Origin of the sequence: Sutterella wadsworthensis (assembly GCF_003315195.1) — a bacterium.
GTDB lineage: Bacteria > Pseudomonadota > Gammaproteobacteria > Burkholderiales > Burkholderiaceae_F > Sutterella > Sutterella wadsworthensis.
Map to the genome: position 1 here is coordinate 1 of NZ_QNRV01000027.1, position 21,983 is coordinate 21,983.

General features: G+C 55.9%; 18 protein-coding genes and 4 tRNA genes. 8 read left to right on the top strand and 14 right to left on the bottom strand.

From position 1 onward, the window contains the following. The first annotated feature begins 259 nt into the window (after nucleotides 1-259). Both thyA and DES29_RS09795 read left to right on the top strand, forming a co-directional pair. Nucleotides 260-1,060 (top strand): thymidylate synthase, encoded by an 801-nt coding sequence (gene thyA / locus DES29_RS09790; protein ID WP_113854825.1) that lies wholly within the window; start codon nucleotides 260-262, stop codon nucleotides 1,058-1,060. A gap of 39 nt (nucleotides 1,061-1,099) precedes the next feature. Continuing rightward, a complete protein-coding gene (locus tag DES29_RS09795; protein WP_021994647.1) occupies nucleotides 1,100-1,609 on the top strand; it encodes a dihydrofolate reductase in 510 nt (169 codons plus the stop codon). 384 nt (nucleotides 1,610-1,993) lie between these two features. On the opposite strand, the gene DES29_RS09800 is transcribed toward DES29_RS09795, so the two are convergent. From DES29_RS09800 to hemN, 5 genes are all read right to left on the bottom strand, one after another. After that, nucleotides 1,994-2,070, bottom strand: a tRNA-Arg gene (locus DES29_RS09800). Nucleotides 2,071-2,131: 61 nt separating this feature from the next. Continuing rightward, a tRNA-Arg gene (locus DES29_RS09805) sits at nucleotides 2,132-2,208 on the bottom strand. 196 nt (nucleotides 2,209-2,404) lie between these two features. Beyond that, nucleotides 2,405-2,671, bottom strand: coding sequence for a sulfurtransferase TusA family protein (locus DES29_RS09810; RefSeq protein ID WP_005430378.1), 267 nt, complete (start codon nucleotides 2,669-2,671; stop codon nucleotides 2,405-2,407). Further along, the gene (alaS, locus tag DES29_RS09815) at nucleotides 2,671-5,298 is read right to left on the bottom strand and encodes an alanine--tRNA ligase (RefSeq protein ID WP_021995701.1); all 2,628 of its coding nucleotides are present in this window, start codon (nucleotides 5,296-5,298) and stop codon (nucleotides 2,671-2,673) included. The genes DES29_RS09810 and alaS overlap by 1 nt, the downstream gene beginning before the upstream one ends. A gap of 250 nt (nucleotides 5,299-5,548) precedes the next feature. Beyond that, nucleotides 5,549-6,952: an oxygen-independent coproporphyrinogen III oxidase gene (hemN, locus tag DES29_RS09820; RefSeq protein ID WP_005430375.1), complete on the bottom strand. Its 1,404-nt coding sequence runs from the start codon at nucleotides 6,950-6,952 to the stop codon at nucleotides 5,549-5,551. A 333-nt stretch (nucleotides 6,953-7,285) separates the two neighbouring features. On the opposite strand from hemN, the gene DES29_RS09825 reads away from it, so the two are divergent. After that, complete coding sequence (locus tag DES29_RS09825) at nucleotides 7,286-8,074, top strand: helix-turn-helix domain-containing protein (RefSeq protein WP_113854819.1); 789 nt, start codon at nucleotides 7,286-7,288, stop codon at nucleotides 8,072-8,074. Nucleotides 8,075-8,243: 169 nt separating this feature from the next. On the opposite strand, the gene dsbI is transcribed toward DES29_RS09825, so the two are convergent. The 3 genes from dsbI to DES29_RS09840 all read right to left on the bottom strand — a co-directional run bounded on the left by dsbI (nucleotide 8,244) and on the right by DES29_RS09840 (nucleotide 12,008). After that, complete coding sequence (dsbI, locus tag DES29_RS09830; RefSeq protein WP_005430371.1) at nucleotides 8,244-8,894, bottom strand: protein-disulfide oxidoreductase DsbI; 651 nt, start codon at nucleotides 8,892-8,894, stop codon at nucleotides 8,244-8,246. Between the two features lie 18 nt (nucleotides 8,895-8,912). Next, nucleotides 8,913-9,581, bottom strand: coding sequence for a thiol:disulfide interchange protein DsbA/DsbL (locus DES29_RS09835; RefSeq protein ID WP_005430369.1), 669 nt, complete (start codon nucleotides 9,579-9,581; stop codon nucleotides 8,913-8,915). A gap of 960 nt (nucleotides 9,582-10,541) precedes the next feature. Further along, nucleotides 10,542-12,008: a bifunctional ADP-dependent NAD(P)H-hydrate dehydratase/NAD(P)H-hydrate epimerase gene (locus DES29_RS09840; protein WP_005430367.1), complete on the bottom strand. Its 1,467-nt coding sequence runs from the start codon at nucleotides 12,006-12,008 to the stop codon at nucleotides 10,542-10,544. A gap of 199 nt (nucleotides 12,009-12,207) precedes the next feature. Here DES29_RS09840 and DES29_RS09845 point away from each other — a divergent pair, with 199 nt between their 5' ends. Continuing rightward, entirely contained in the window at nucleotides 12,208-12,813 is a 606-nt protein-coding gene (locus DES29_RS09845; RefSeq protein ID WP_021995699.1) for an NUDIX domain-containing protein, read from the top strand. Between the two features lie 91 nt (nucleotides 12,814-12,904). On the opposite strand, the gene DES29_RS09850 is transcribed toward DES29_RS09845, so the two are convergent. The 3 genes from DES29_RS09850 to DES29_RS09860 form a co-directional block, all read right to left on the bottom strand. Further along, nucleotides 12,905-14,584: an ABC transporter permease gene (locus DES29_RS09850; protein WP_113854820.1), complete on the bottom strand. Its 1,680-nt coding sequence runs from the start codon at nucleotides 14,582-14,584 to the stop codon at nucleotides 12,905-12,907. Nucleotides 14,585-14,664: 80 nt separating this feature from the next. After that, entirely contained in the window at nucleotides 14,665-15,660 is a 996-nt protein-coding gene (locus tag DES29_RS09855) for an extracellular solute-binding protein (RefSeq protein ID WP_021995697.1), read from the bottom strand. A gap of 36 nt (nucleotides 15,661-15,696) precedes the next feature. Continuing rightward, the gene (locus DES29_RS09860) at nucleotides 15,697-16,674 is read right to left on the bottom strand and encodes an ABC transporter ATP-binding protein (RefSeq protein WP_021995696.1); all 978 of its coding nucleotides are present in this window, start codon (nucleotides 16,672-16,674) and stop codon (nucleotides 15,697-15,699) included. A gap of 264 nt (nucleotides 16,675-16,938) precedes the next feature. Between DES29_RS09860 and DES29_RS09865 the strand changes: the two genes are divergently transcribed. Beyond that, nucleotides 16,939-17,412, top strand: coding sequence for a peroxiredoxin (locus tag DES29_RS09865; protein WP_021995695.1), 474 nt, complete (start codon nucleotides 16,939-16,941; stop codon nucleotides 17,410-17,412). Nucleotides 17,413-17,424: 12 nt separating this feature from the next. Here the strand turns inward: DES29_RS09865 and DES29_RS09870 are convergent, their stop codons facing one another. From DES29_RS09870 to DES29_RS09880, 3 genes are all read right to left on the bottom strand, one after another. Then, nucleotides 17,425-17,703, bottom strand: coding sequence for a type II toxin-antitoxin system HicB family antitoxin (locus DES29_RS09870; protein WP_113854821.1), 279 nt, complete (start codon nucleotides 17,701-17,703; stop codon nucleotides 17,425-17,427). 190 nt (nucleotides 17,704-17,893) lie between these two features. After that, a tRNA-Ser gene (locus DES29_RS09875) sits at nucleotides 17,894-17,986 on the bottom strand. A gap of 37 nt (nucleotides 17,987-18,023) precedes the next feature. Beyond that, a tRNA-Arg gene (locus DES29_RS09880) sits at nucleotides 18,024-18,100 on the bottom strand. A gap of 197 nt (nucleotides 18,101-18,297) precedes the next feature. Here DES29_RS09880 and DES29_RS09885 point away from each other — a divergent pair. Genes DES29_RS09885 through DES29_RS09895 form a run of 3 tightly spaced genes read left to right on the top strand, consistent with a single transcriptional unit; the run spans nucleotide 18,298 to nucleotide 21,899 of the window. After that, complete coding sequence (locus DES29_RS09885) at nucleotides 18,298-19,881, top strand: ABC transporter ATP-binding protein (RefSeq protein WP_021995694.1); 1,584 nt, start codon at nucleotides 18,298-18,300, stop codon at nucleotides 19,879-19,881. Between the two features lie 2 nt (nucleotides 19,882-19,883). Continuing rightward, the gene (locus tag DES29_RS09890) at nucleotides 19,884-20,978 is read left to right on the top strand and encodes an ABC transporter permease (RefSeq protein ID WP_021995693.1); all 1,095 of its coding nucleotides are present in this window, start codon (nucleotides 19,884-19,886) and stop codon (nucleotides 20,976-20,978) included. Further along, nucleotides 20,979-21,899: an ABC transporter permease gene (locus DES29_RS09895; protein ID WP_005431994.1), complete on the top strand. Its 921-nt coding sequence runs from the start codon at nucleotides 20,979-20,981 to the stop codon at nucleotides 21,897-21,899. Nucleotides 21,900-21,983 lie beyond the last annotated feature (84 nt).

A 21,983-nucleotide genomic window follows, 5' to 3' on the forward strand; every position in this document is an offset into this window, starting at 1 on the left:
TTACAGTCTCTTGTCAAAGGCCTGACCACTGAATCCACAACCTAACTTTAGAAACCGCCGGATGCCGAACGGCACGTCCGGTGGTGTGGGAGGGAGCGAGGTGCAAATCCGCTCTCTACCCGATTTGGAATGACCTGTATCGTAGACGATGTACGCTGCGATGCTTGCTGCAATGCCCGCCTATAATCCGGCCTTCAGACCTGCCTTTAGCGGCAGAAAGCGTTCAGTTTTTTCTTTTGAGGAGGCCCACGGGAGCATCATGTCCAGCAATCAATACGAAACACTCCTCAAGGATATTTATGAACGGGGAGCGCACAAATCGGACCGTACCGGCACGGGCACGCGCTCGCTCTTTGGCTGCCAGATGCGCTTTCCGCTGGCTGACGGCTTTCCGCTTGTGACCACCAAGAAGCTCCATCTGCGTTCGATTATTTACGAACTGCTCTGGTTCCTCTCGGGCTCAACGAACATCAAGTACCTCCATGACCACAAGGTGACGATTTGGGACGAGTGGGCCGACGAAAACGGCGAACTCGGGCCGGTCTACGGCCGGCAGTGGCGTGCTTGGCCTACTTCGGACGGCCGCACGATTGACCAGATCTCAGAGGTGCTCGAGCGCATCAAGAAGAACCCCGATTCTCGGCGTCTGTTGGTAACGGCCTGGAATCCGGCTGAAGTGGACAAGATGGCGCTGCCGCCTTGTCACTGCCTCTTTCAGTTTTATGTCGCCGACGGGCGGCTTTCCTGCCAGCTTTATCAGCGCAGCTGCGACATGTTTCTCGGCGTGCCGTTCAATATTGCAAGCTATGCGCTTTTAACGCATATGGTCGCGCAGCAGTGTGATCTCGAACCGGGCGATTTCGTCTGGACGGGCGGCGACTGCCATATTTACGACAATCACCTTGAGCAGACGGCGCTGCAGCTCTCCCGCGAACCGCGTCCCTATCCGAAGCTCGTGATCAAGCGTCGTCCGGCGTCTCTTTTTGAATATGAGTATGAGGACTTTGAATTCGAGGACTACGATCCATGGCCGGGCATCAAGGCGCCGGTAGCTGTTTAAATCCGATTAACCCCCAAGTTTCTCGCGGAACCTTCAACCATGATTGAACTTATTGCCGCTGCTGCGCGCACCGGTGTCATCGGCGCCGAAAACAAGCTGCTCTGGCGCATCCCAGAGGATTTTGCCTTCTTCAAAAAGACAACGATGGGTTCGCCCGTGGTGATGGGAAGCCGTACTTGGGCTTCAATCGGACGGGCGCTCCCTGGGCGGCTCAACGTGATTGTGTCGCGACGACTGCAGCCTGCGGACATCTCGGCGAAGAACGTCGTGGTCGTGAAGTCGCTCAATGAAGCACTCTCGCTCGCTCAGGCGCGCTCTCGTACAGGGCGTGTTTTTGTGATCGGCGGCGGTGAAATCTACCGCCGGGCGATCGCCATTGCCGATCGAGTGTGGCTCACCAAGGTCGATCACGACTTTGAGGGGGATACCTATTTCCCGACCATTCCTCGCGGACGATTCAGAGGGGAATGTTTCCGTACGCTCTTGCCCTCTGCGAAGCGTCCTTGGCGGGTGGATTTTGAGTGCTGGACGAAACGTTCAGGCGCTTAACGCCTTCTGAAAAAAAGATGTCCACAGCGAGCCCGGCAGTGCAAATGCGTTTCCGGGCTTTTTGCTGAGTCATTGTGACCGGCCGCCGTTGGCGGCGGCGCACGGCTCTTCGACCCGCATAAGTCTTCGATGCTCAAACTTTTCCACAGGGGCAATGGGGTTTTTGTCCACAGATTCTGTGCATAAGTTAAGAACGTTCGGGGGAGAAGATTCGCCTTCCCCTCAAAATCAGATGCTTAAGGAGATGCTTAAAAATTAAGCATCTGTAAATTACTCATCTATTTGATATAAAAAGGTTTATTGGCGAATTCACAATCAACAGACAACAAAAAAGAGCCGTTGAATTTCTTCAACCGCTCCTAACTTATCTGCCTCAAAAACGAATGGTGCGCCAGGCAGGATTCGAACCCACGACCCTCTGGTTCGTAGCCAGATACTCTATCCAACTGAGCTACTGGCGCACGTGCTTCGCATTTGCGTGTCTTTGAAAATTTTGCTCATCAAAGACGGATCTGAGAAATATGGTGCGCCAGGCAGGATTCGAACCCACGACCCTCTGGTTCGTAGCCAGATACTCTATCCAACTGAGCTACTGGCGCACAAATTTCGCAGAAGGAGAACTATACATACTCGAAAGTGAAAAAGCAAGAGTTGCGAGAAAATATTCCCTGATCGAATGCAGGTATACCGCCGCAAACGAAGCGGCTGCTGCTGAGGAAACGAAAATGCCCGGGCAGTCTGAACTGTCCGGGCATTTTGAAGGAAGATTCACGTTTGGGCGGAAGCGATCACAGATCAATCCGCACGGCGCTGAATCTCGCTTACGAACCAATGACGGCCGTCATCATCCACTTCTTCCTGCTTAAGAAGACCGTGACCGGTCTGTCGGCAGAAATCGGAAAGGTCAGGCGTGCTGTGCGGATCGGTACTCCAAACCGCCAGCACGGCTCCGGGCGTCATCTTTGCAAGAGCCTTTTTGGCACGGAGAACAGGCATCGGGCACGAAAGGCCGGGAAGCCGCAGCGTCTCCACGCTCTGAGGTTCGTTGTGCACGTTCGTCATCAGAGCTTTCCTTCGATCCAGGCGCGGGCTGCTTCGAGCGCTTCCGGGAGCTTCTTGACGTCAGAACCGCCGGCCATGGCGAGGTCAGGCTTGCCGCCGCCCTTGCCGCCGAGGAGACCGGCTACGAAGCCGGCAAGCTCGCCGGCCTTCACGCGGCCAGTGAGATCCTTGGTAACGCCGGCGGCGAGCTGGACGCGGTCTTCACCGGTGACAGAGGCGAGAATCGCTACGGCGCTGCCGAGCTTGTCCTTGACTTTGTCCATCGTTTCGCGAAGCGCTTTGGCGTCTGCGCCGTCAAGACGAGCCAGCAGAACTTTCACGCCCTTGACGTCGCGGGCCTCAGCGATGAGCGCATCACCGGCCTTGGCGGCCATCTGGCTCTTGAGCTGATCAATGCCCTTTTCGAGCGTGCGGATCGTCGCGATGGCATCGGCAGCCTTGACGGGGACTTCGCTCACCGGGGCCTTGAATTCGCGGGCAGTTGCAGCAAGGAGGCTCTCCGTGTTCTGCACCCAGCTGAGTGCATTCATGCCGGTGACGGCCTCGATGCGGCGCACGCCGGCGGCGATGCCCGACTCAGACACGACTTTGAAGAACCCGATGTCGCCAGTGGCCTTGACATGCGTGCCGCCGCAGAATTCGGTGGACTTGCCGATGTCGAGCACGCGCACGACTTCACCGTAGCGTTCGCCAAAGAGCATCACTGCACCAGTCTTTTTGGCTTCTTCAATCGGAAGCACGCGCGTCTGAACCGGCGTGTTCTTGAGGATCTGCGCATTGACGATGCGTTCGACCTCGGCGATCTGTTCGGCTGTCACGGGTTTGCCGTAAGAGAAGTCAAAGCGCGTGGATTCGGGCGTCACCAGCGAACCCTTCTGGGCAACTTTGTCGCCGAGCACCGTGCGCAGTGCAAAGTGCATGAGGTGCGTCACGGAGTGGTTGCGGGCAGTGGCTTCACGGCGGGCTTCGTCGACCGCCAGGTCGAACTTGTCGCCCACGGCGACATGACCTTCAGCAACGTGGCACTGCAGGCCCGTCACGGCGGCCTTCACGCGGAAGGTGTCGAGCACCTTCAGAATAGCCGTGGCGTTCTTGGCTTCGCCCTGATCACCCACCTGACCGCCAGATTCCGCATAGAACGGCGTGCGGTTGAAGACCACTACGCATTCGCTGCCGGCTTCAACCCGGTCAACCGGCTCGCCGTTGGCGTAGAGCGCCACGACTTCAGCGTCTTTTTCGGTGAGGGTTTCGTAGCCCGTGAAGACCGTGTCGGCACCGGTGTAATCCAGGCCCTGAGCCATCTTGAATTTGGCCGATGCGCGAGCGGCGGCGCGCTGGCGTTCCATCGCGGCGTCAAATTCAGCCGTGTTGACCGAAATACCGCGTTCACGGCAGACGTCGGCCGTCAGGTCAGCCGGGAAGCCATAGGTGTCGTGGAGCTTAAAGACCACATCGCCCGGCAGGACGCCCGTTTTGTTTTCAGCAATAGCGGCATCGAGAATATCCATGCCCTTGCTGAGCGTCTGCAGGAAGCGGCGTTCTTCGGCCTCAATCACCTTTTCGATCTCATGGTTCATGAGTTCGGGATAGGCTTCGCCCATTTCCTTGCGGACGGCGTCGACGAGCTTATAGAAGAAGGGGCCGCGGGCGCCCAGTTTGTAGCCGTGGCGCAGAGCGCGGCGGCAGATGCGGCGCAGCACGTAGGCGCGGCCTTCGTTGCCCGGCACCACACCGTCAGCGACGCAGAAGGCGCAGGCGCGGATGTGGTCGGCGATGACCTTGAGGGACGGCGAGTTGATGTCGGCAGGAACCGTCGACACGCTTTCGACCGCGGCCTTGGCGGCAGCGAGCAGGTTCTTAAAAAGGTCAATGTCGTAGTTGCTGTGGACGCCCTGAAGCACCGTAGCAATACGTTCGAGACCCATGCCCGTGTCGATAGAGGGGCGCGGCAATTTATGCATTTCGCCCTTTTCGTCACGATAGAACTGCATGAAGACGAGGTTCCAAATCTCCATGTAGCGGTCGCCGTCTTCCTCGGGGCTCCCCGGAGGGCCGCCCTGGACGGAAGGACCGTGGTCATAGAAGATTTCTGAGCACGGGCCGCAGGGGCCTGTATCGCCCATCATCCAGAAATTGTCTGACATGTAGCGGGCGCCCTTGTTGTCGCCGATGCGCACGATGCGGTCGGCGGGAATACCCACTTCTTTATGCCAGATGTCATAGGCCTCCTGGTCTTCGGCGTAGACCGTCACCCAGAGCTTTTCCGGCGGCAGGTGGAAGTGTTCGGTGAGGAGCTCCCAGGCGAAATGAATGGCATCCTTCTTGAAATAGTCGCCGAACGAGAAGTTCCCGAGCATTTCGAAGAAGGTGTGATGACGGGCGGTGTAGCCGACGTTGTCGAGGTCATTGTGCTTGCCGCCGGCGCGGATGCACTTCTGCGACGTTGTGGCGCGCTTATAGGGGCGATGATCGAATCCGAGGTAGACGTCCTTGAACTGATTCATGCCGGCATTGGTAAAGAGAAGCGTCGGGTCGTTGCCGGGAACGACGGGGCTGGACGCCACAATGGTGTGACCTTTGCTTTCGTAGAACTTTAGAAAGGTCCGTCGAATGTCTGCGACTTTCATTGGAAATCGGTTTTAGTTGATCTGCTGCGTCGGTGCGTGTACCAAAGGGTCTGCTCTGCCGCCGGCGCGGATAAATGGAGAGATGCGTCATCCGCCGCTCTCCGGCAGGGATGATGGATCCGAAACTAATAATTTTAGACCTATTGGCCCGACAGAATCTTTCTCCGGACGGGTCTGTGCGTAAAAGATTGGGCGTTCGGCTTGATGCCGAACGCCCAATGATTCATATCAGACGTTTTCGAACGGTGTGTCAGGCAATGCGCGAATAGCCGCCGGCGCGATTAGATTCGCGCAGGTAGCGGTCAAACTGCATAGCGACGGCACGAACGAAGATCTTGCCCTTGGGGAGCACCACCAGGCGGTCGGGGTAAAGCTCAACCAGATCGTGATGAACATAGGGCTTCATCTTTCCAAGCTCGTAGGCGAAAACTTCGTCGAAATGGATGCCGAATTTGTCTTCCACATCCTTCTTCTTCAGCTCGAAGTTGCACATGATCTTCATGATCACATAACGGCGCAGCTCATCGTCTTCGTTGAGGTGATAGCCGCGGTTCGTGGCCAGCCGTCCTTCTTTAATGGCGGCGGCCCAATCGTCGAGTTCGCGGGGATTGCAGGCATAGGCGCTGCCGATCTTCGAGATGGAGGAGACGCCCAAAGCGACCATGTCGCATTCTGCTTTGGTCGAGTAGCCTTGGAAGTTGCGCTGCAGCGTACCTTCGATCTGCGCACGCGAGAGCTCATCGTCGATCTTGGCGAAGTGATCCATGCCGATGTAGCGGTAGCCGTTGGCGGTGAGGCGCTTGATGGCATCAAACATGATGTGCACCTTAGTCACTGTATCGGGCAGATCGGCGGGCAGAATTCGGCGCTGGGGCTTGAAGTGGTTGGGCAGATGCGCGTAGTGGTAGAGCGCAATGCGGTCGGGCGAGAGTTCAAGCACTTGGTCGATCGTCTGCGCAAAGGTTTCGCGGGTCTGCTTCGGCAGACCGTAGATCAGATCCATGTTGATGGAGTGGAACCCCTCGGCGCGGGCTGCATCCATCGTTTCCTTCGTCATTTCAAAGGGCTGAATGCGGTTGACCGCCTTCTGCACATCGGGATTAAAGTCCTGGACGCCCAGCGACATGCGGTTCAAACCAATTTCACGGAGCTTTTTCACCTTCGAGGGACCGCAGGTACGCGGATCCACCTCAATGGAGAATTCGCCGCCGGTTTTAGCGAGCGGGAAGCGCTTCGTGAGCGTGTCCATCATGAGTTCGAGCTCATCCTCGGTGAGGAACGTGGGGGTACCGCCGCCGAAGTGCAGCTGTTCGAGCTCCTGCGACCCCGTCAGATGCGCCTTCACCAGATCAGCTTCCTGACCGATTAAATCGATGTATGCCGCGCTGCGGCTATGGTCGCGCGTCACAATCTTGTTGCAGCCGCAGTAAAAGCACACATCGTTGCAGAACGGCACATGCACATAAAGTGAAAGCGGAGCCGGTTCTTTGGCTGTGCCGCGGCCCGCTAAAGCGCGGGCATAGTCTTCGGCAGTGAATTCGGCATTGAACCGGTCTGCTGTCGGATACGAGGTGTAGCGCGGAGCAGGCACGTCGAACTTCTTGAGGAGGTCCATGTCAGGCAGCTCGACGCCGCTGGTTTCCGAATTCGTCATTTTGTGGGGGCCTATGTTTAATTATGACTTGGGTTAAACTTCCTGCTATTATTTTGGAAGCTTGAGTGTCTTTCTTGATGATTATCAACGTGAGGATCAAGGTCGATTGGATCGAAGGGATTTTCCCTGCGAATTCATCTTTATGAGAGCCAACGCCTTGATTCTAGGCAGTCAAGATTATTCAAAAATTAGCTTTTCGAAGCTCCGCTCCCTGTATGTGGATTGTCGCCAATAAAGCGCTGCCGTCAGACGATACGTCTGCGGTGAGGCTTCTTAGCCTACGACTGCTGCATTCTCGTCCTCTGCTTCGGAACTATGAACAGCTGCCGGCCCATGACCCCTCAGGACCGGACGACACACCAAGATGAGGAAGAAGTGGTGGCACTTAATAATCCGGCAATGCTCCTGCGGTCAACGTGCTCGAACTGCAACCTGCGTGAATCCTGCCTCCCGACGGGACTGATCCTGAAGGAGATCGAGCGGCTTGAAGAACTGGTGACCGGCAATCGCCGGCGCATCAAGCGCGGAGAGTCGCTCTTTCGTGCCGGTGACCGTTTTGACACGCTCTACGCCGTCCGTCTTGGATTTTTGAAGAGCACGGTGATGAGCAGCGACGGCCGCGAGCAGGTGACCAACTTCTTTATGGCCGGTGAGATGATCGGCTTTGACGGCATTTCGAGCGGCGTGCATTCCTGTGACGTCACCGCGCTTGAAGATACGGAAGTCTGCGTCATCAATTACGACAAGTTTGAAGAGGCTGCGACCTCCATGCGCTCCATGGGCGCTCATGTGCTCAAGATGCTCTCGCGCGAAATCGTGCGTCAGCACGGCGTGATGCTGCTTTTGGGCTCGATGCACGCAGAAGAGCGTTTGGCGGCGTTCCTGCTTTCGCTTTCTCAGCGCTTTGAACAGCGCGGCTACTCGCGCAGTGAATTTGTGCTTCGCATGACACGAGCGGAAATCGGCTCCTATTTGGGCTTGAAGCTCGAGACCGTGAGCCGCGTTCTGTCGCGCTTCTCGCACGACGGGCTCATTGAGGTCAACCAAAAGCACGTTCGTATTTTTGATGCGGAAGGCCTGCGGGCCATCGTTTCAGGGGTGCCGCTTTCGGAGCAGCGCTAAGCCGCTAAACGTCTGACAGCACGTGTTCCTTCCAAAGGAGATGTTCGATTTTTTCGGATGTCTCCTTTTCTTTCATTCGGCCGCAGATAAAAAAAGGCCGCAACCTTGAGCGGCTGCGGCCTGAGACAGGAGGAAAGAGAGAGTTAAAGATTTGCGGTCGGGGCTCGCATTAAGCTGCGGGCTTGCCGAACGTATGCTTCATATCGCCCACGAAGAGAATCACGTAGATAAGGAGCGCAACAGCGAAGCCGAGCAGGCAGCACTGAGCCATGGACATGAACTTCATGGACGGGATGAGATACCAGCCACCCGCATCGGAATACATCTGGATGATGGATTCCTGCAGCGGAGAGAGCACGGTTCCGAGGGGGACATCGGAATTGTCATAGCCGCAGTCGCCGGTCGGCAGGAACCAGTCCGGAGCCCACTTTTCAAGCGGCAGACCGAACGGATAGTGCGGTTCGAGCGAGCAGCCCTGCATGCCAAAGAGGGCATCAAGGTCTTCAGAGTGAATGGCGTGGTGAATCGAGGAAAGCTTCACCGAGCACATGATGCCGTAGATGCAGCCGTAAACGCCGCACACATAGGCGATGATGCGCATGATGAGAGCCTTCGGCCAGGCGAGCGTGAAGAGGCAGCCGAACGTCATGCACAAGAACGCAAAGCGGATGTACACGCACTGTTCGCACGGCTTCATGTAGAGCCACACCTGAAACACGTTGTGGGCGATCAGCACGAGGCCAGCACTCAGGATGGCGATCACGAGCCAAGGCCAACGCGTCTGGGAGAACAGACCGATGCGGTCAAGAAGCGTATTCATTTCTCAGATCCTGAGGGATTACTTCTTGGAAAGTTCCGTGATGAGGTCAACGAGACCCTGAACGGAGCGGATGGACTTCGTCATGATGAGGTACTTGCCGTTGACGACATAGGCCGGAATGCCCTGAATCTTGGCGACGTCGTAGCTGGGCTTCCAGCTGTCAGCGAGCTGCTGAACTTCAGGCGTCTTGCGGGCGGCTTCGAATTCTTCAGCGGTGGCGCCGATCGCATCAAGACCGGTCTTGAGGAAGGCCGCTTCACCAGAGGCCCAGCGTTCGCCCTGACGGTGGTAAGCCTTGTAGATCGCATCCTTGGCTTTCTTGAAGATCGACTTGGGATCTTCCCAGTCGGTGATGCCGGCAGCCTTGTCGCGCAGCTGGCACCAGGCGAAGAGTTCAGAACCGGCACGGCCGTACTTGCCCTTCGTTTCAATGTGCACCATGTCGAACTTAAGGCCGGTGGCCTTTTCAGCAAGCGGAACCATCTTCGGGTCAACGCCCACGTCGAACTTGAAGCAGAACGGGCAGTCGTAGGACCAAACCTTCACGAGCTTGCCTTCACCGCCAGGAAGGGGCTTTTCAAGGGTGATGTAGTCCGCGTCCTTGCCTTCCGTAAAGGCGAAGGCGGCAGGAGCGGCGGCGGCAGTCGCAAACAGAACGGCAGAAGCGATGAAAGTGCGGCGAAGCATGGTGATGTGTCCTATTCCTTTATGTACAAAGTTCTGTACGGTTCGAATTCAGTGTGTCGATTCAAGACCCGTGCGTTTCCGAGTGAAAGGTTCGCGGGCCGACCGGCGCAAAAGCATCACAGGGCGACTCTTTAAAGGAGTACAGAGCGACGCTTAAGAACTAAGCGAGAAGGAGTATAAGAACGCCGCAGCCACTTTGGGTAGTGCTAAGTGTACGAAATACCTGAAATTGCGGGAATCTCCCCGCATCATCATATAGATTGAAAAAAGGGATTTGCGAATTGTGAAACTGCCTGTGCGTCAACGGCGCCGAGGGTGAATGACGACGCTAGGGGTGCGGCAGCCGGAGAGTTTTGGGGTGTTTGCAGGAATGGCTCGCAATCACGTCGGAGCCAGTATTCACTCATCCGCAGACAAAAAAAGCCTCGCAGGCGTTTTCCCGTCGCCCGCGAGGCTCAACCCTCAATTTTCTCAACCTAAAGTCAGGAGAAATTACAGTGGAAATCTGTTCTCTCACCAGAATTCCGCTGTGAGAAAACTATATCTAGAAAACACCTCTGCAGGCTTTACAGAATGTTCAAGGGGTGCAACAAAAGGTGACGCAAGTTTCGACATGCTGATGACAGCGGCAAATGAAGGCCGGCGCCTGTTTGCTGCCAAAGACTGCAGCGCTGCCGGCAGGTGCCGAGTTACCGGCTTCCAAAGGCCTTTTTTGAACAGCAAAAAAAACCTCGCAGGCGTTTTCCCGTCGCCCGCGAGGTTCAACCCTCAATTTTCTCAACCTAAAGTCAGGAGAAACACGATGAAATCGTCTCTCTCGTCGCTTTCATCGTGAGAAAACTATAACCCGATAAGCCTGCCATAGGGATTTCTAATTGGTGAAGGCTGCAACAAATCATGAATGGTCTGCGGCACTAGGCCTTTTAGGCAGTTCATTCGAATTGCATTAAAGATATTGCCTTACCAATATGGTCTTGCATTGGTGCGTCGATAGGTTTCAAGCGGCTCCACAGCAATAGAAGCAATTTCACTGGCCGTAAGACCTGCAACACGTTCCTTGCCTGCGTAACCGTGCAGCATGACGGCGCCAAGCACTGATTCCACTGTGTCGTAGCGCTGCCCGAGGAAGCTTGCAATCATGCCTGAAAGCACGTCGCCGCTGCCCGCAGTGGCGAGCGAAGCCGTAGCGTAGGGACTGAGCCATGTGCGAGAGCTTCGCATGGCAATAAGCGTGCCCGGTCCTTTCAGAACGGTGATGGCGCCAGTCTGCAGGGCAATATCACGAACGGCATTGACGCGGTCGCTCTGAATGATCTGAGGCGTCACTTTCAGCAGTCGGGCGCCTTCAGCTTCATGCGGCGTAAGGACGGTGGCTACTGTGCGGTGCAGCAGTGTGGTAAGGAGCGCTTTGTCCCCGGCAATGAGGTTGAGGGCATCGGCATCGAGTACGAGCGGGATATTCGAGGCCAGAGCGGCTTCAAGCCGAGCCTTGGCAGCGGCGCTCTGTCCGAGTCCAGGACCAATAACGGCAGCGGTGAAGCGGCTGAAGTCAAGCGGGGTGCTCGAGAACATCAGTTCCGGCGCGACCGGGTCCACCATCATGGCGTTGGGCGTAAGCAGCTCAACCGTTACGGTCCCAGCCCCCATGCGCAGCGCCGCACGGGCTGAAAGGAGCGCCGCGCCGATGTGGCCTTCCGCACCACCCACGACGGCAACGTGCCCGAAGGTGCCCTTGTGGGAGAACTTCGGACGAGGCTGGCAAATGTGATCAAAGTCGGAATACTCGATGAGGCCCAGACGCGTGAGCGGAACGGAAACGTCGAGTTCGCTCACAACCACTGCACCGGCCGCGTCGACGCCTTCATTCATGTAGAGTCCGGATTTGGCCGAGAGGAATGTAACAGTGGCATCAGCGGTTACGCCGGGCATCGTGCCGACCCAGTGACCGGTTTCGCTGTGAAGTCCAGAGGGCACATCCAGAGCCAGTCTGAAGCATTGGCGTTCGTTGAACCAGAGTATGGCGTCCAGATAGTCGCCGGTGATCGGGCGCTTGAGACCTGTGCCGAAGAGGCCGTCCACAACGGCATCGGCCTTTTCTGTCATGTATGGGTCGGAGATCACGGTGCCGCCGAGGGCGATCCAGTCGGCAAGCATTTCGCGGGCGAGCTCAGTCTTGGGTTCTCCGCCGGGCATGACGAGCTGCACCGTGTGACCGAGGCGCTTGAGCTCACAGGCGCAGACAATGGCGTCGCCGCCGTTATTGCCTGGGCCGGCAAGCACTGTGACGTGCGGACACGGCAGACGTTCGTCGAGCCACTTTGCGGCGAAGGTGCCCGCACGGCGCATCAAAGTGTCTAGGCCCATGCGCACGGCGCAGCGGGCTTCGAGTTCACGCGACTCTTCAAGGTTCATGATGGTTCGACTCATCTTGGGTCCTTTCGATGTATGAGAGCGGATTTCACTGGTATGCAGCGCAGATGCTGTGCGCAGCTCTCAATTTTTCAACAGTGCCGTCATTCTAAAGGCGGATCAATCAGATGGATCAAGGCGCACCGAAAAGCGCCCGTGAAGGCACAATATCAACATCAAATGTTTTGTCCGTTCGCATGAACACCCGAGTTCCATCATGAGCCGCATTCCGCTTATTCAATTGCCTGCGCCCCGTGCAGAGCGCCCCAATGATCCGCTTGAAGAGAAGACTTTCAAAGAGGAGGTGCTTTTTAACAGCAGTTTCGTAAAGATGGTGAGAGACGATATCAAGCTGCCTGACGGGGGACTTTCCAAGCGTCTCTACCTGACTCATGGCGGAGCCTGCGCCATGGTTGCGCTCGGCGACGACGGCACCATTCTGCTCGAACGCCAGTGGCGTCATCCGCTCAAGCGCAGCTTCTGGGAACTGCCCGCGGGAAAAATAGACCCCAATGAAGAAGAAATCGCCTGCGCTAAGCGTGAGTTGATTGAGGAGTGCGGCGTTCAAGCGCAGGAATGGACCAAACTCGGCGTTATCAACAATGCGATCGGCTACAGCAATGAGCACATCGCCATCTATCTGGCCAGAGGTCTCACTGAAGTTGAGCAAAAGCTCGACGAAGGCGAGTTCCTGGAGGTTTACCGTGTGCCGTTTGGCGAGGCTTGGGAGATGGCTGTTGACGGACGCATTACGGATGTGAAAACCATTTCGGGCATTTTTTGGCTCAAAGCCTGGTTTGAGCGAAAGGGACTTGAACCCTAAAAGACGTTCGGCCGTCCTTTTCTGCCCAAGCACTCTGGCCGTCGGCAGTGTTTGCCGGCGGCGCAGAAAGTGCGAGGCGGATGAAGTGTGTTCACACCGCCGAGAGGTGCTTCATGCGGCTAAGCAGCATGCGCAGTGCAAACAGCATGAGCGCAGAGACTAAAACGCAGATGAGCGCCATCGCCATTGCAACCGAGGCCGAGCCTTGCTCGAACTCGTTGACAATAAAGGTTGAAATCACCAGAACATCGGGCGGCGAAATGAGGCTTGCCGCAACAAGTTCGCGCAGCACGATGATGAAAATCATGATGAAGCCCTGTACGATGCCGACGGCAATGAGGGGCAGCGTGATGCGCGTTAAGACGAAGAAAGGTGATCCGCCGCAGACGCTGCCGGCTTCTCTGAGTGACGGGCTCACCTGCATCCAGGCAGACGTCGTGTACTGGATGGCGTAGGGCAGAAAGAGTATGACGTATACCAGCACCATAAAGCCCATGGTGTTGTAGAGCGGTACCCAGGTGTAGATCTGGTTCCAAAAGAGCATCAGACCGATTGCCATGACAATACTGGGGAGCATTTCTGGGAGCAGTCCGATGCCTTCCAGAAGGCGTCCCATCCGTCCAGAATGACGGATGAGCCAGACGATGACAGTGCCGAGAAAGCTCGCAATTACGCCGACTGAAAGCGCAAGCATCAAGGAGGTGACGAAGGCGTCGAGCCCCTTTGCGTTTTCGGTAAAGAGCTCAACGTAGTGCATCAGCGTAAAGTTGCCGAGCGCCAGCCCATATCCTCGAATCTTAATGAGCGAGGTGGCGATCACGGAAAACCATGGCACACCGACGGCAAGGACGAGCACGATGCCAATGTATAAAGCGGCAGCGCGGCGCGGCCAGCCGGAGAGTTTCCAGAAGGCCGGACGTGCACCCTTGGCGCCGACCAGCCGAAAAGAGCGGTTGGCAGTGATCCAGCTCTGAAGCATCCACATCGCCATGCAGATCGTAATGAGAATGAGCGAGAGGGTTGCCGCAGCTCCGAAATTGACCGGAGCAGTTGTGGCATAGGCATGGATCTTCGTGGTGAAAACGTCAAAGCCGATGCGCCGGCCCAATGTCGACGGCGTGCCGTACTCTGCAAGCGTCTTAACAAAGACGAGGAGCATCGCAATTGCATAATTGCCGGTCACAAGCGGCAAAAGGACTTGCTTTAAGCGTTTGCTGAAACCCGCACCGGAGACTGCCGCGGCTTCCTCAAGATTGCCGGGCACACGCATCAGCGCATTCTTCATGATCGTCGTCATGAAGGGAAGCGCGTGGAGACTCATTACGAAAACGAGCCCGCCCAAGCTGAAAAATGCCGGCGTAACTGCGCCTGCTGGCGGCAGAAGCTGTTCGAGCAGTCCGCGCTTTTGCATGAAAAGAATCCAGCCCATCGCACCGATGTAGGGCGGCGTCATGAAGGGGATCAAAAGAGCGACATCGAGCCAATGACTTTGCCCCCAGGATGTGCGGGAAAGAAGCAGGGCCAGAGGGGTGGCCATCACCGTTGTGAGCACAACGACCAAGCCGGCAAGCACGATCGAATTGACGACCGTTTCGACATTCTCTGAAGCAAGCGCCGCATCCAGTGCATGCTGCACAAGCAGGGATTCATTCTCGCTGCCGGTGAAGGACGTGATGAAAATGCTTCCCAGAGGACAAACGATAAAAATGACGAGTGCGGCAAGCGCAACAATAGCGGAGAGCCGGACGCCGGCAGATGCGCTCGGATGCATGCGTACCTCGATAATTTGAAAGATGACTCAGCCGCCGGGATGTTCTGGCGGCTGAAATTTGCTGGTTTCGCGGATGAGGTTTAACGATTGCCTTTGGTCATCTGCAGAAGTTTGGCTGCTGCATCATCAGACTGCTGCATCATCGTGTTCCAGTCGAGATTGCTGAAAGTACGGATGTCATCGAGCCCCAGACGGCCGCTTGCCTTGACGTCCGTACGCCCCGGCAGAAGGAAGGCCTGAGCCACCAGTTTTTGCGCATCATCTGAGAGCAGGTAATCAATGAAGGCGCGTGCTGCCGCTTCGTTCTTCGTCGACTTCAGAATCATCGCCGGGCGCGGGTTCACAACGGTCCCGGAGGCCGGGTAATAAATGCCGATGGGTTCGCCCTTCTTAATCTGCGAGTAGGCGTTGTAGTCAACGCCGGCAACCAGAATGGCTTTGGCTCCCGTAAGGACGGATTCAAGCGCTGCCTTATTGGCGCCCGCGACAGCCAGTCCGTTTTTCGCCATGCCTTCCCAGGTGGCCCAATCGCCCTTTGTGGCATATAGATAGCCCGCGAGGAAGTCTTTGCATGAGCCGGATTTTTCCGGATCGGGAATGGCTATTTGACCTTTGAACTTGGGATCGGCCAGTTCCTTCCAGTCGGCATTGAGATTCGGAATAAGCGTCTTATTCCAGATGACGCCCATTGCGGAGGCTGATGTGCCAAAGAGTGTGCGGTCCGCGTCAATGAAGTCGGAGCGCAGTTTTTCAGCATTTTTGGCGTCCGGGTACGAAGCGAGAATGCCGGATTGCTTGACGGCAAGGCCATCAGACCAAGAGGCGAGCACGACGACGTCGGCAACGGGATTGCTTTTTTCTGCTTCCAGACGAGCGAGAATCTTGCCCGTGGTGCCTTCAAAAAGCTTTACCTTAATGCCGGTCTGTTTTTCAAATTGAGCAACATACTTGGCATTGAGTCCAGTGGGCGAAGGCATGTAGACGGTAACGACGCCTTCATCGGCCTGAGCTGCCGAAAAGGGACTCGCGAAAAGAACGGCTGCAGAAACGGCTGCGGCTAAAAGATTTTTGGACATATTCAGTACCTTCCTGAAAGATGAATGCGTTTGAAGTCAGCCGCCGACGGTGACTATCCCGGCAGGATTAACGGCAATGTGAATCTGAGAACCAATGGTTTGCGGCGCGCTGTGGGCAAGCCGCCAGTGTTTGTCACCGACACTCACATCAATAAGCCAGCGGCCCCCGATGTATTCCGTTTGTTCGACGCGAGCGGTGAAAATGAGAGAATGATTAGACGATGAATTCTCTTCTAAATCAATGATTTCAGCGAACTCTGGACGAAACATGCGTTGATCATCAATGAAATTGGATTGCCCGACAAACTCAGCTACGAAGCGAGTGGCTGGATGCGTGTAAATGTCGATTGGCGCCCCGGCTTGCTCGAGTGCGCCGTGATTCAGCACGAGGATGCGGTCGCTCATGCTCATCGCTTCTTCCTGGTCATGCGTCACAAATATGGAGGTCATGGCCAGGGCACTGGTGATTCGTTTAATTTCGCCGCGCATGGTTTCACGCAGCTGAGCGTCAAGCGCAGAGAGCGGTTCGTCAAAGAGAACAATTTTGGGGCGTGAAACGATTGCTCGGGCAAAACCGACCCGCTGCTGCTGTCCGCCTGAGAGTTCCGAAACGCGCCGGCCGGCAAAGTCGGCCAGACCGACAAGTGAAAGCGCGTCTGTCACTTTGGATTTCAAGTCGCTGAGATCTTTGCGTGCACGCAGAGGAAATGCAACGTTTTCGAAAACCGTCAGATGCGGCCAGAGCGCAAAATCTTGGAATACGAACCCGATATTGCGTTTCTCAGGGGGCAGATTGAGACCCAAATCGGCGCTGAAGACGGGCTTGCCGTCAAAGAGAATCTCTCCGGCATCAGGCGTTTCCAATCCTGCAATCATTCGCAGGAGCGTGGTCTTGCCGCACCCTGACGGACCCAGGAGCGTAGTAAATGCACGGCTGCTGAATTCAATGGTGAGCGGCGGAATCACTGTTACGCCTTGGAAGGACTTCGTGATGCCGCGAAGCGCAATACTCATGTTCTGTTTCCAGTTTTCCAACCGCCATATTGGCGGAAGGATTTGAAAAGGAAAGAATTTCTAACCCTACGAGCTTGCGAGTCTATAAAGCATGCATCAAGTTTTAATGAAGCAATGATGACGATTTGATGACGCCGAGCGGTTTCGCTCTTTCACAATTAGCCCATGCCAAGCGCAGTCAAAGAGGTGTAGGTTCTTTGCACCATGAATGACATGACGTCGGTATGCAGTGTGCAGACCGAGGATTGCGATGAGGAGTTTTGGATGACGGAAGTGGTATTAAAAGTTGGGGAGCCCGCGCCGGATTTTGCATTGAAGGATGACCACGGCTGCGTGCGCACGCTGAAGGATTTCCAAGGCAGGAAACTGATTCTTTATTTTTATCCGGAAGACGAAACGCCTGGATGCACCATCGAGGCTCAGGGATTTCGTGATCACCTTGAAGACTTTGCGCGAGCCGGATGGCAGGTGGTCGGCGTCTCCAACGACGATGTGGCGGCGCACTGCGGGTTCCGTGATCATCACGGCCTGAATTTCCCGCTGCTCTGCGATGTGGACCGCATACTTTCGAATGACTGCGGACTGATGTCCGAACAGGTGAAAGATGGGAAAACGCGCATCCGCATCAATCGATCAACTTTGTTGATCGATGAAAACGGACGGCTTCTCAAAGTGATGAAAGGCGTCGTTGCGCGTGAACATGTTGCAGAGCTTTTGCAGATGCTTTGCAGCAAGTGAAAGAATTTGCTGTTACGGAGTTGGGGTGGTGAACCGCTCTCTGGGCAAATCTATGAGCATCCAGAAGGCATCAGCGTAGAAAGGATCGGCAAGATGATGCTCAACCGTGGACGGTAGAGGAATGACTTCCTTCAAGTCCAAGACGCATTCCATCCATCCCTCAGCGGCTTCTTTAACCATGCTTTCGAGTTCTTTGAGGCTGCTGCCCATTGTGATGGCGCCTGGGAGGTCTGGAACAGAAGCGGAAAAAGCACCCTTATCTTCTTCCCAAACAGCGACAGGATATCTCATGAAAACACGTGTGGACAGATGTATTAAACGTTATTAACTCAAGCGTCTATCTTATAGCATGGAATGCCTGTTGCGCTTTTTGCCACTTGTTTGTCTGTATATGTCGTTTAATTTTTGCGGCAGACATAAGAAAAAAGCTCCGCCAATCAATATTGGAAGAGCTTTCTTCTGCCTCACGCATAAGCAACAATGGCGGAGAAGGAGGGATTCGAACCCTCGAGGCCCGCATTTTGGACCTGCACCCTTAGCAGGGGTGTGCATTCGACCTCTCTGCCACTTCTCCGCATCATTGTTTTGGATGCGCAGAGGCATGTAATCTGTGGTGCGCCAGGCAGGATTCGAACCCACGACCCTCTGGTTCGTAGCCAGATACTCTATCCAACTGAGCTACTGGCGCACTGAGAAGGGGAATTGTGCATTCGTTTTAGGGAAAGTGCAAGTGTTTTAAGGGTGTATGCCGTATTTGCGTGATGATTAAATAAGGTGAAAACACAAGTTGAAAAAGAAATAACTTGATGAAGACGCGCCTCGCAACCAGTAAAATAATGGGCTTCAATCGGGCGCACTTTCCCTTTCCGAAAGATGACGGAGACTATGGGCGCATCGGTTCAACTCTCATCCCATTCGGCCGCCTTTGAAGCGCCCGACCACATCGGCATGACTCCACGATTAAGCCTTCGCAACATTACGAAGCGCTATCCGGGCATTACAGCAAACGATCATGTATCGCTTGATATTGCGCCCGGTGAGGTGCTCGCCATCCTCGGCGAGAACGGCGCGGGCAAGTCCACCTTGATGAAAATCATCTACGGTGCCGCCCGTCCAGACGAGGGCGAAATTTCTTTTGACGGGCATCCGCTCGGCGTTGAAACCCCTGCACAGGCGCGTGAACTCGGCATCGCAATGGTGCACCAGCATTTCGCGCTTTTCGATACGCTTTCGGTTACGGAAAATGTAGCGCTTGGTCTTTCGACCGGTATTTCGGCTGCAGAGATCGAACGTGAAATTCGCTTGCTCGGCGAAAAGTACGGTTTAGAGGTGGATCCCGCCTCGGTTGTGATGGAACTCTCCATGGGTGAGCGCCAGCGCGTTGAGATTCTTCGCGCGCTGATGACTAAGCCGAAGCTCCTCATTCTGGATGAGCCGACTTCCGTCCTCACGCCGCAGGCAGTGCGCAAGCTCTTCAAGACACTGCATCAGCTTTCGAGCGAGGGTGTCTCCATTCTCTTTATTTCACACAAGCTCGATGAAATCCGTGAGCTTGCAGACCGCTGCGTTGTGCTTCGCGCAGGCAAAGTTGTGGCGAGCGTTGATCCGAAGGCTGAAAGCGAGGAAAATCTTGCCCGCCTTATGATCGGCAATGATCCGCCGACGGTGCGCGAAGGCACGGCCAAGGCTGGCGAAGTGGTTTTTGAGATGCGTCATGTCAGCGCGCCCGGATCGACGCGCGTCTGCGGTATTGAAGATGTATCGCTTGCCGTGCGTGCGGGTGAAATCGTTGGCATTGCCGGCATCTCGGGCAACGGTCAGGCTCGCTTTATGGCGGCAGCTTCAGGGGAGTATCTGTGCGAGGCTGATCGCGTTTTGCTCTTTAATTCGCCCGTCGGAGAGCTCGATACGCATGCCCGCCGTATTTCCGGACTGCGCTATGTGCCCGAGCAGCGTCTCGGTCATGCGGCAGTGCCGGAATTGTCGCTCACGGCCAATACCTATCTCACCGGCGACTCGCTGGTGCGCAGCGGCTTTATTCTCCGCGACCGCGCAAGAAGTTTTGCCAATCTCGTCATTGAGCGCTTTCACGTGAAGACGCCGAATGCTGAAAAAGCTGCCGGCAGTCTGTCGGGCGGCAATCTTCAGAAATTTATTATGGGACGTGAGATTCTCAATCGTCCTCGGGTTCTCTTGGTTCATCAGCCGACTTGGGGTGTCGACGTTGGTGCTGCTGCCGTTATCCGCAACAGCCTTATCCGACTGCGCGACGACGGCGCTGCGATCATCGTTGTCAGTGAAGAAATCGACGAACTCTTTGAGATCTCCGACCGTATTGCCGTGATGTACCGCGGAGCGCTGTCTCCGGCGGTGCCAAAGACCACGATTTCCATTGAGGAAGTCGGCCGCTGGATGTCCGGTCTCTGGCCAGACTCTCCCTTCACGCAGAAAACCTCGGAGGCGCACTGATTATGCTTCAGTTTCCGATTGCCATGACGCCGCGCACCGAGCCCGCTCGTGCACTGGCTTGGCTTTCTCCTGTGATTGCCTTTGCGCTCACAGTTTTTACGGGCTTTTGTCTTTTTGCCGCATTGGGTCAGGATCCCGTAAAGGCGCTGGGCGTCTTTTTTATCGCGCCGCTCGATTCGCTGCGCGGATGGACTGAAATCGCTGTCAAGATGACGCCGCTGCTGCTCTGCGCTGCGGGCCTTGTGGTCTGCTTCAAGGCCAACGTTTGGAATATTGGCGCCGAAGGCCAGCTGATCGCCGGCGCCATTACGGGCGGCGTGGTGGCGCTCGCCTGTGATCCGTCTTGGGGCCGTTGGTATGTCGTTCTTGTGATGCTCGCATCAGCCGTGGGCGGTGCGGTCTGGGGCGGATTCACGGCGCTTTTGCGTCACAGATTTCATGCGAACGAAATTCTCGTTTCTCTGATGCTGGTGTATGTCGCGCAGTTTCTGCTCGCTTGGTGCGTACAGGGACCAATGCGCGATCCCATGGGTTTTGGTTTCCCTCAGACGAAGCTTTTTGAAACAGGGGCGATGCTGCCGGTGCTCGAGGGAACTCGTCTCCATGCCGGTGCGCTGCTGGCGCTCTTTTCTGCGGTGGGCGTATGGCTCCTGATGGATCGAATGGCGCTCGGCTTTCAGTTCAAGGTCTCCGGCATGGCGCCCTTTGCTGCGCGCTATGCGGGCTACCATCCGGGCAAACTCATTTGGGCATCCATGCTCATTTGCGGGGCGCTTGCTGGTCTGGCTGGCGGCATCGAAGCCTCTGGTCCTCTTGGTCAGCTCACACCGACTATTTCTCCGGGGTATGGATTTGCGGCCATCATTGTGGCCTTCGTCGGGCGTCTCTCGCCGCTTGGCTGTATTCCTGCAGCCTTTGTCATGGCACTCTTTTATCTTGGCGGCGAATTGGCGCAGAGCCGTCTGGGGCTGCCGAGTTCGATCACGGGCGTGTATCAGGGACTCCTTCTCTTTTTCATTCTCGCTTGCGACACGATGATTTTTTACCGTCTCTCCTGGCGAGGCCATTCGGCTGACGCGGGCAAGGAGGTTCGATAAATGTCGATTGCTGCCTCCATCATTGCCTCGACTTTAAATGCCGGCACGCCGCTCCTTATCGCGGCGGCAGGCATCGTGATTCATGAGAAGTCGGGTGTTCTCAATCTTGGCATTGAGGGCATCATGCTCATGGGTGCGGTCACGGGTTTTACCGTCACGCTTTCTACGGGTTCCTTTGCGCTCGGGTTCCTCGCCGGCGCGGGCGTCGGTATTCTGCTCGGACTCCTCTTTGCGTTTTTTACGCTCGGCATGCATGCCAACCAATATGCCGCTGGCCTTGCATTGTCGCTTTTCGGCGCGGGACTCTCGGCCTTTATCGGCAAACCGCTCCAGGGACAGGCGCTCGCGGAGCGCAGTGTGTCGGGCATTCCCGGGCTCGAAAATATTCCATTCTTTGGTGAAGCTTTCTTTTCGCAGCACATCTTGGTGTACGGCGCCTGGGTGCTGATCGCTGCAGTTTGGTACTTCCTTTTCAGAACGCGTGCGGGTCTGGTGCTTCGCGCTGTCGGCGAGTCGCCGCAGTCCGCTTTTGCGCTGGGCTACCCGGTGCTGCGCATCCGACTCTTTGCTGTGCTCTTCGGCGCGCTTTGCTCGGGTGTGGCGGGTGCTTATTTGTCGTTGGTTTATACGCCGCTCTGGGTCGAAGGCATGACGGCCGGCCGCGGGTGGATTGCATTGGCACTGGTGACTTTTGCAACCTGGCGGCCGCTGCGCGTGGTTGTCGGCGCTTACCTTTTCGGCGGCGTGACGATGCTGCAGTTCGCCTTCCAGGGGATGGGCATTTCCATTTCGCCGCAGTTCATGGCAATGACGCCTTATCTCGCGACGATTCTCGTGCTTGTGCTGATTTCCCGGAACCCCGCTTGGATTCGCCTCAACGTTCCTGCGTCGCTCGGCAAACCTTTTTCGCCTAAAGGCTGAGAACCTGCAGCGGGCTGACGCGCTGCCAAGAGTTCAGTTTTTTCGGGCAACAGTTTTTCTTAATTTCATTGTTCTCAAAAGGAG

What these genes read in the sequence shown, in the direction of transcription:
- thyA (WP_113854825.1), top strand. Translation starts at nt 260, where the DNA reads ATGTCCAGCAATCAATACGAAACACTCCTCAAGGATATTTATGAACGG.
- DES29_RS09795 (WP_021994647.1), top strand. Translation starts at nt 1,100, where the DNA reads ATGATTGAACTTATTGCCGCTGCTGCGCGCACCGGTGTCATCGGCGCC.
- DES29_RS09810 (WP_005430378.1), bottom strand. Translation starts at nt 2,671, where the DNA reads ATGACGAACGTGCACAACGAACCTCAGAGCGTGGAGACGCTGCGGCTT.
- alaS (WP_021995701.1), bottom strand. Translation starts at nt 5,298, where the DNA reads ATGAAAGTCGCAGACATTCGACGGACCTTTCTAAAGTTCTACGAAAGC.
- hemN (WP_005430375.1), bottom strand. Translation starts at nt 6,952, where the DNA reads ATGACGAATTCGGAAACCAGCGGCGTCGAGCTGCCTGACATGGACCTC.
- DES29_RS09825 (WP_113854819.1), top strand. Translation starts at nt 7,286, where the DNA reads ATGACCCCTCAGGACCGGACGACACACCAAGATGAGGAAGAAGTGGTG.
- dsbI (WP_005430371.1), bottom strand. Translation starts at nt 8,894, where the DNA reads ATGAATACGCTTCTTGACCGCATCGGTCTGTTCTCCCAGACGCGTTGG.
- DES29_RS09835 (WP_005430369.1), bottom strand. Translation starts at nt 9,581, where the DNA reads ATGCTTCGCCGCACTTTCATCGCTTCTGCCGTTCTGTTTGCGACTGCC.
- DES29_RS09840 (WP_005430367.1), bottom strand. Translation starts at nt 12,008, where the DNA reads ATGAGTCGAACCATCATGAACCTTGAAGAGTCGCGTGAACTCGAAGCC.
- DES29_RS09845 (WP_021995699.1), top strand. Translation starts at nt 12,208, where the DNA reads ATGAGCCGCATTCCGCTTATTCAATTGCCTGCGCCCCGTGCAGAGCGC.
- DES29_RS09850 (WP_113854820.1), bottom strand. Translation starts at nt 14,584, where the DNA reads ATGCATCCGAGCGCATCTGCCGGCGTCCGGCTCTCCGCTATTGTTGCG.
- DES29_RS09855 (WP_021995697.1), bottom strand. Translation starts at nt 15,660, where the DNA reads ATGTCCAAAAATCTTTTAGCCGCAGCCGTTTCTGCAGCCGTTCTTTTC.
- DES29_RS09860 (WP_021995696.1), bottom strand. Translation starts at nt 16,674, where the DNA reads ATGAGTATTGCGCTTCGCGGCATCACGAAGTCCTTCCAAGGCGTAACA.
- DES29_RS09865 (WP_021995695.1), top strand. Translation starts at nt 16,939, where the DNA reads ATGACGGAAGTGGTATTAAAAGTTGGGGAGCCCGCGCCGGATTTTGCA.
- DES29_RS09870 (WP_113854821.1), bottom strand. Translation starts at nt 17,703, where the DNA reads ATGAGATATCCTGTCGCTGTTTGGGAAGAAGATAAGGGTGCTTTTTCC.
- DES29_RS09885 (WP_021995694.1), top strand. Translation starts at nt 18,298, where the DNA reads ATGGGCGCATCGGTTCAACTCTCATCCCATTCGGCCGCCTTTGAAGCG.
- DES29_RS09890 (WP_021995693.1), top strand. Translation starts at nt 19,884, where the DNA reads ATGCTTCAGTTTCCGATTGCCATGACGCCGCGCACCGAGCCCGCTCGT.
- DES29_RS09895 (WP_005431994.1), top strand. Translation starts at nt 20,979, where the DNA reads ATGTCGATTGCTGCCTCCATCATTGCCTCGACTTTAAATGCCGGCACG.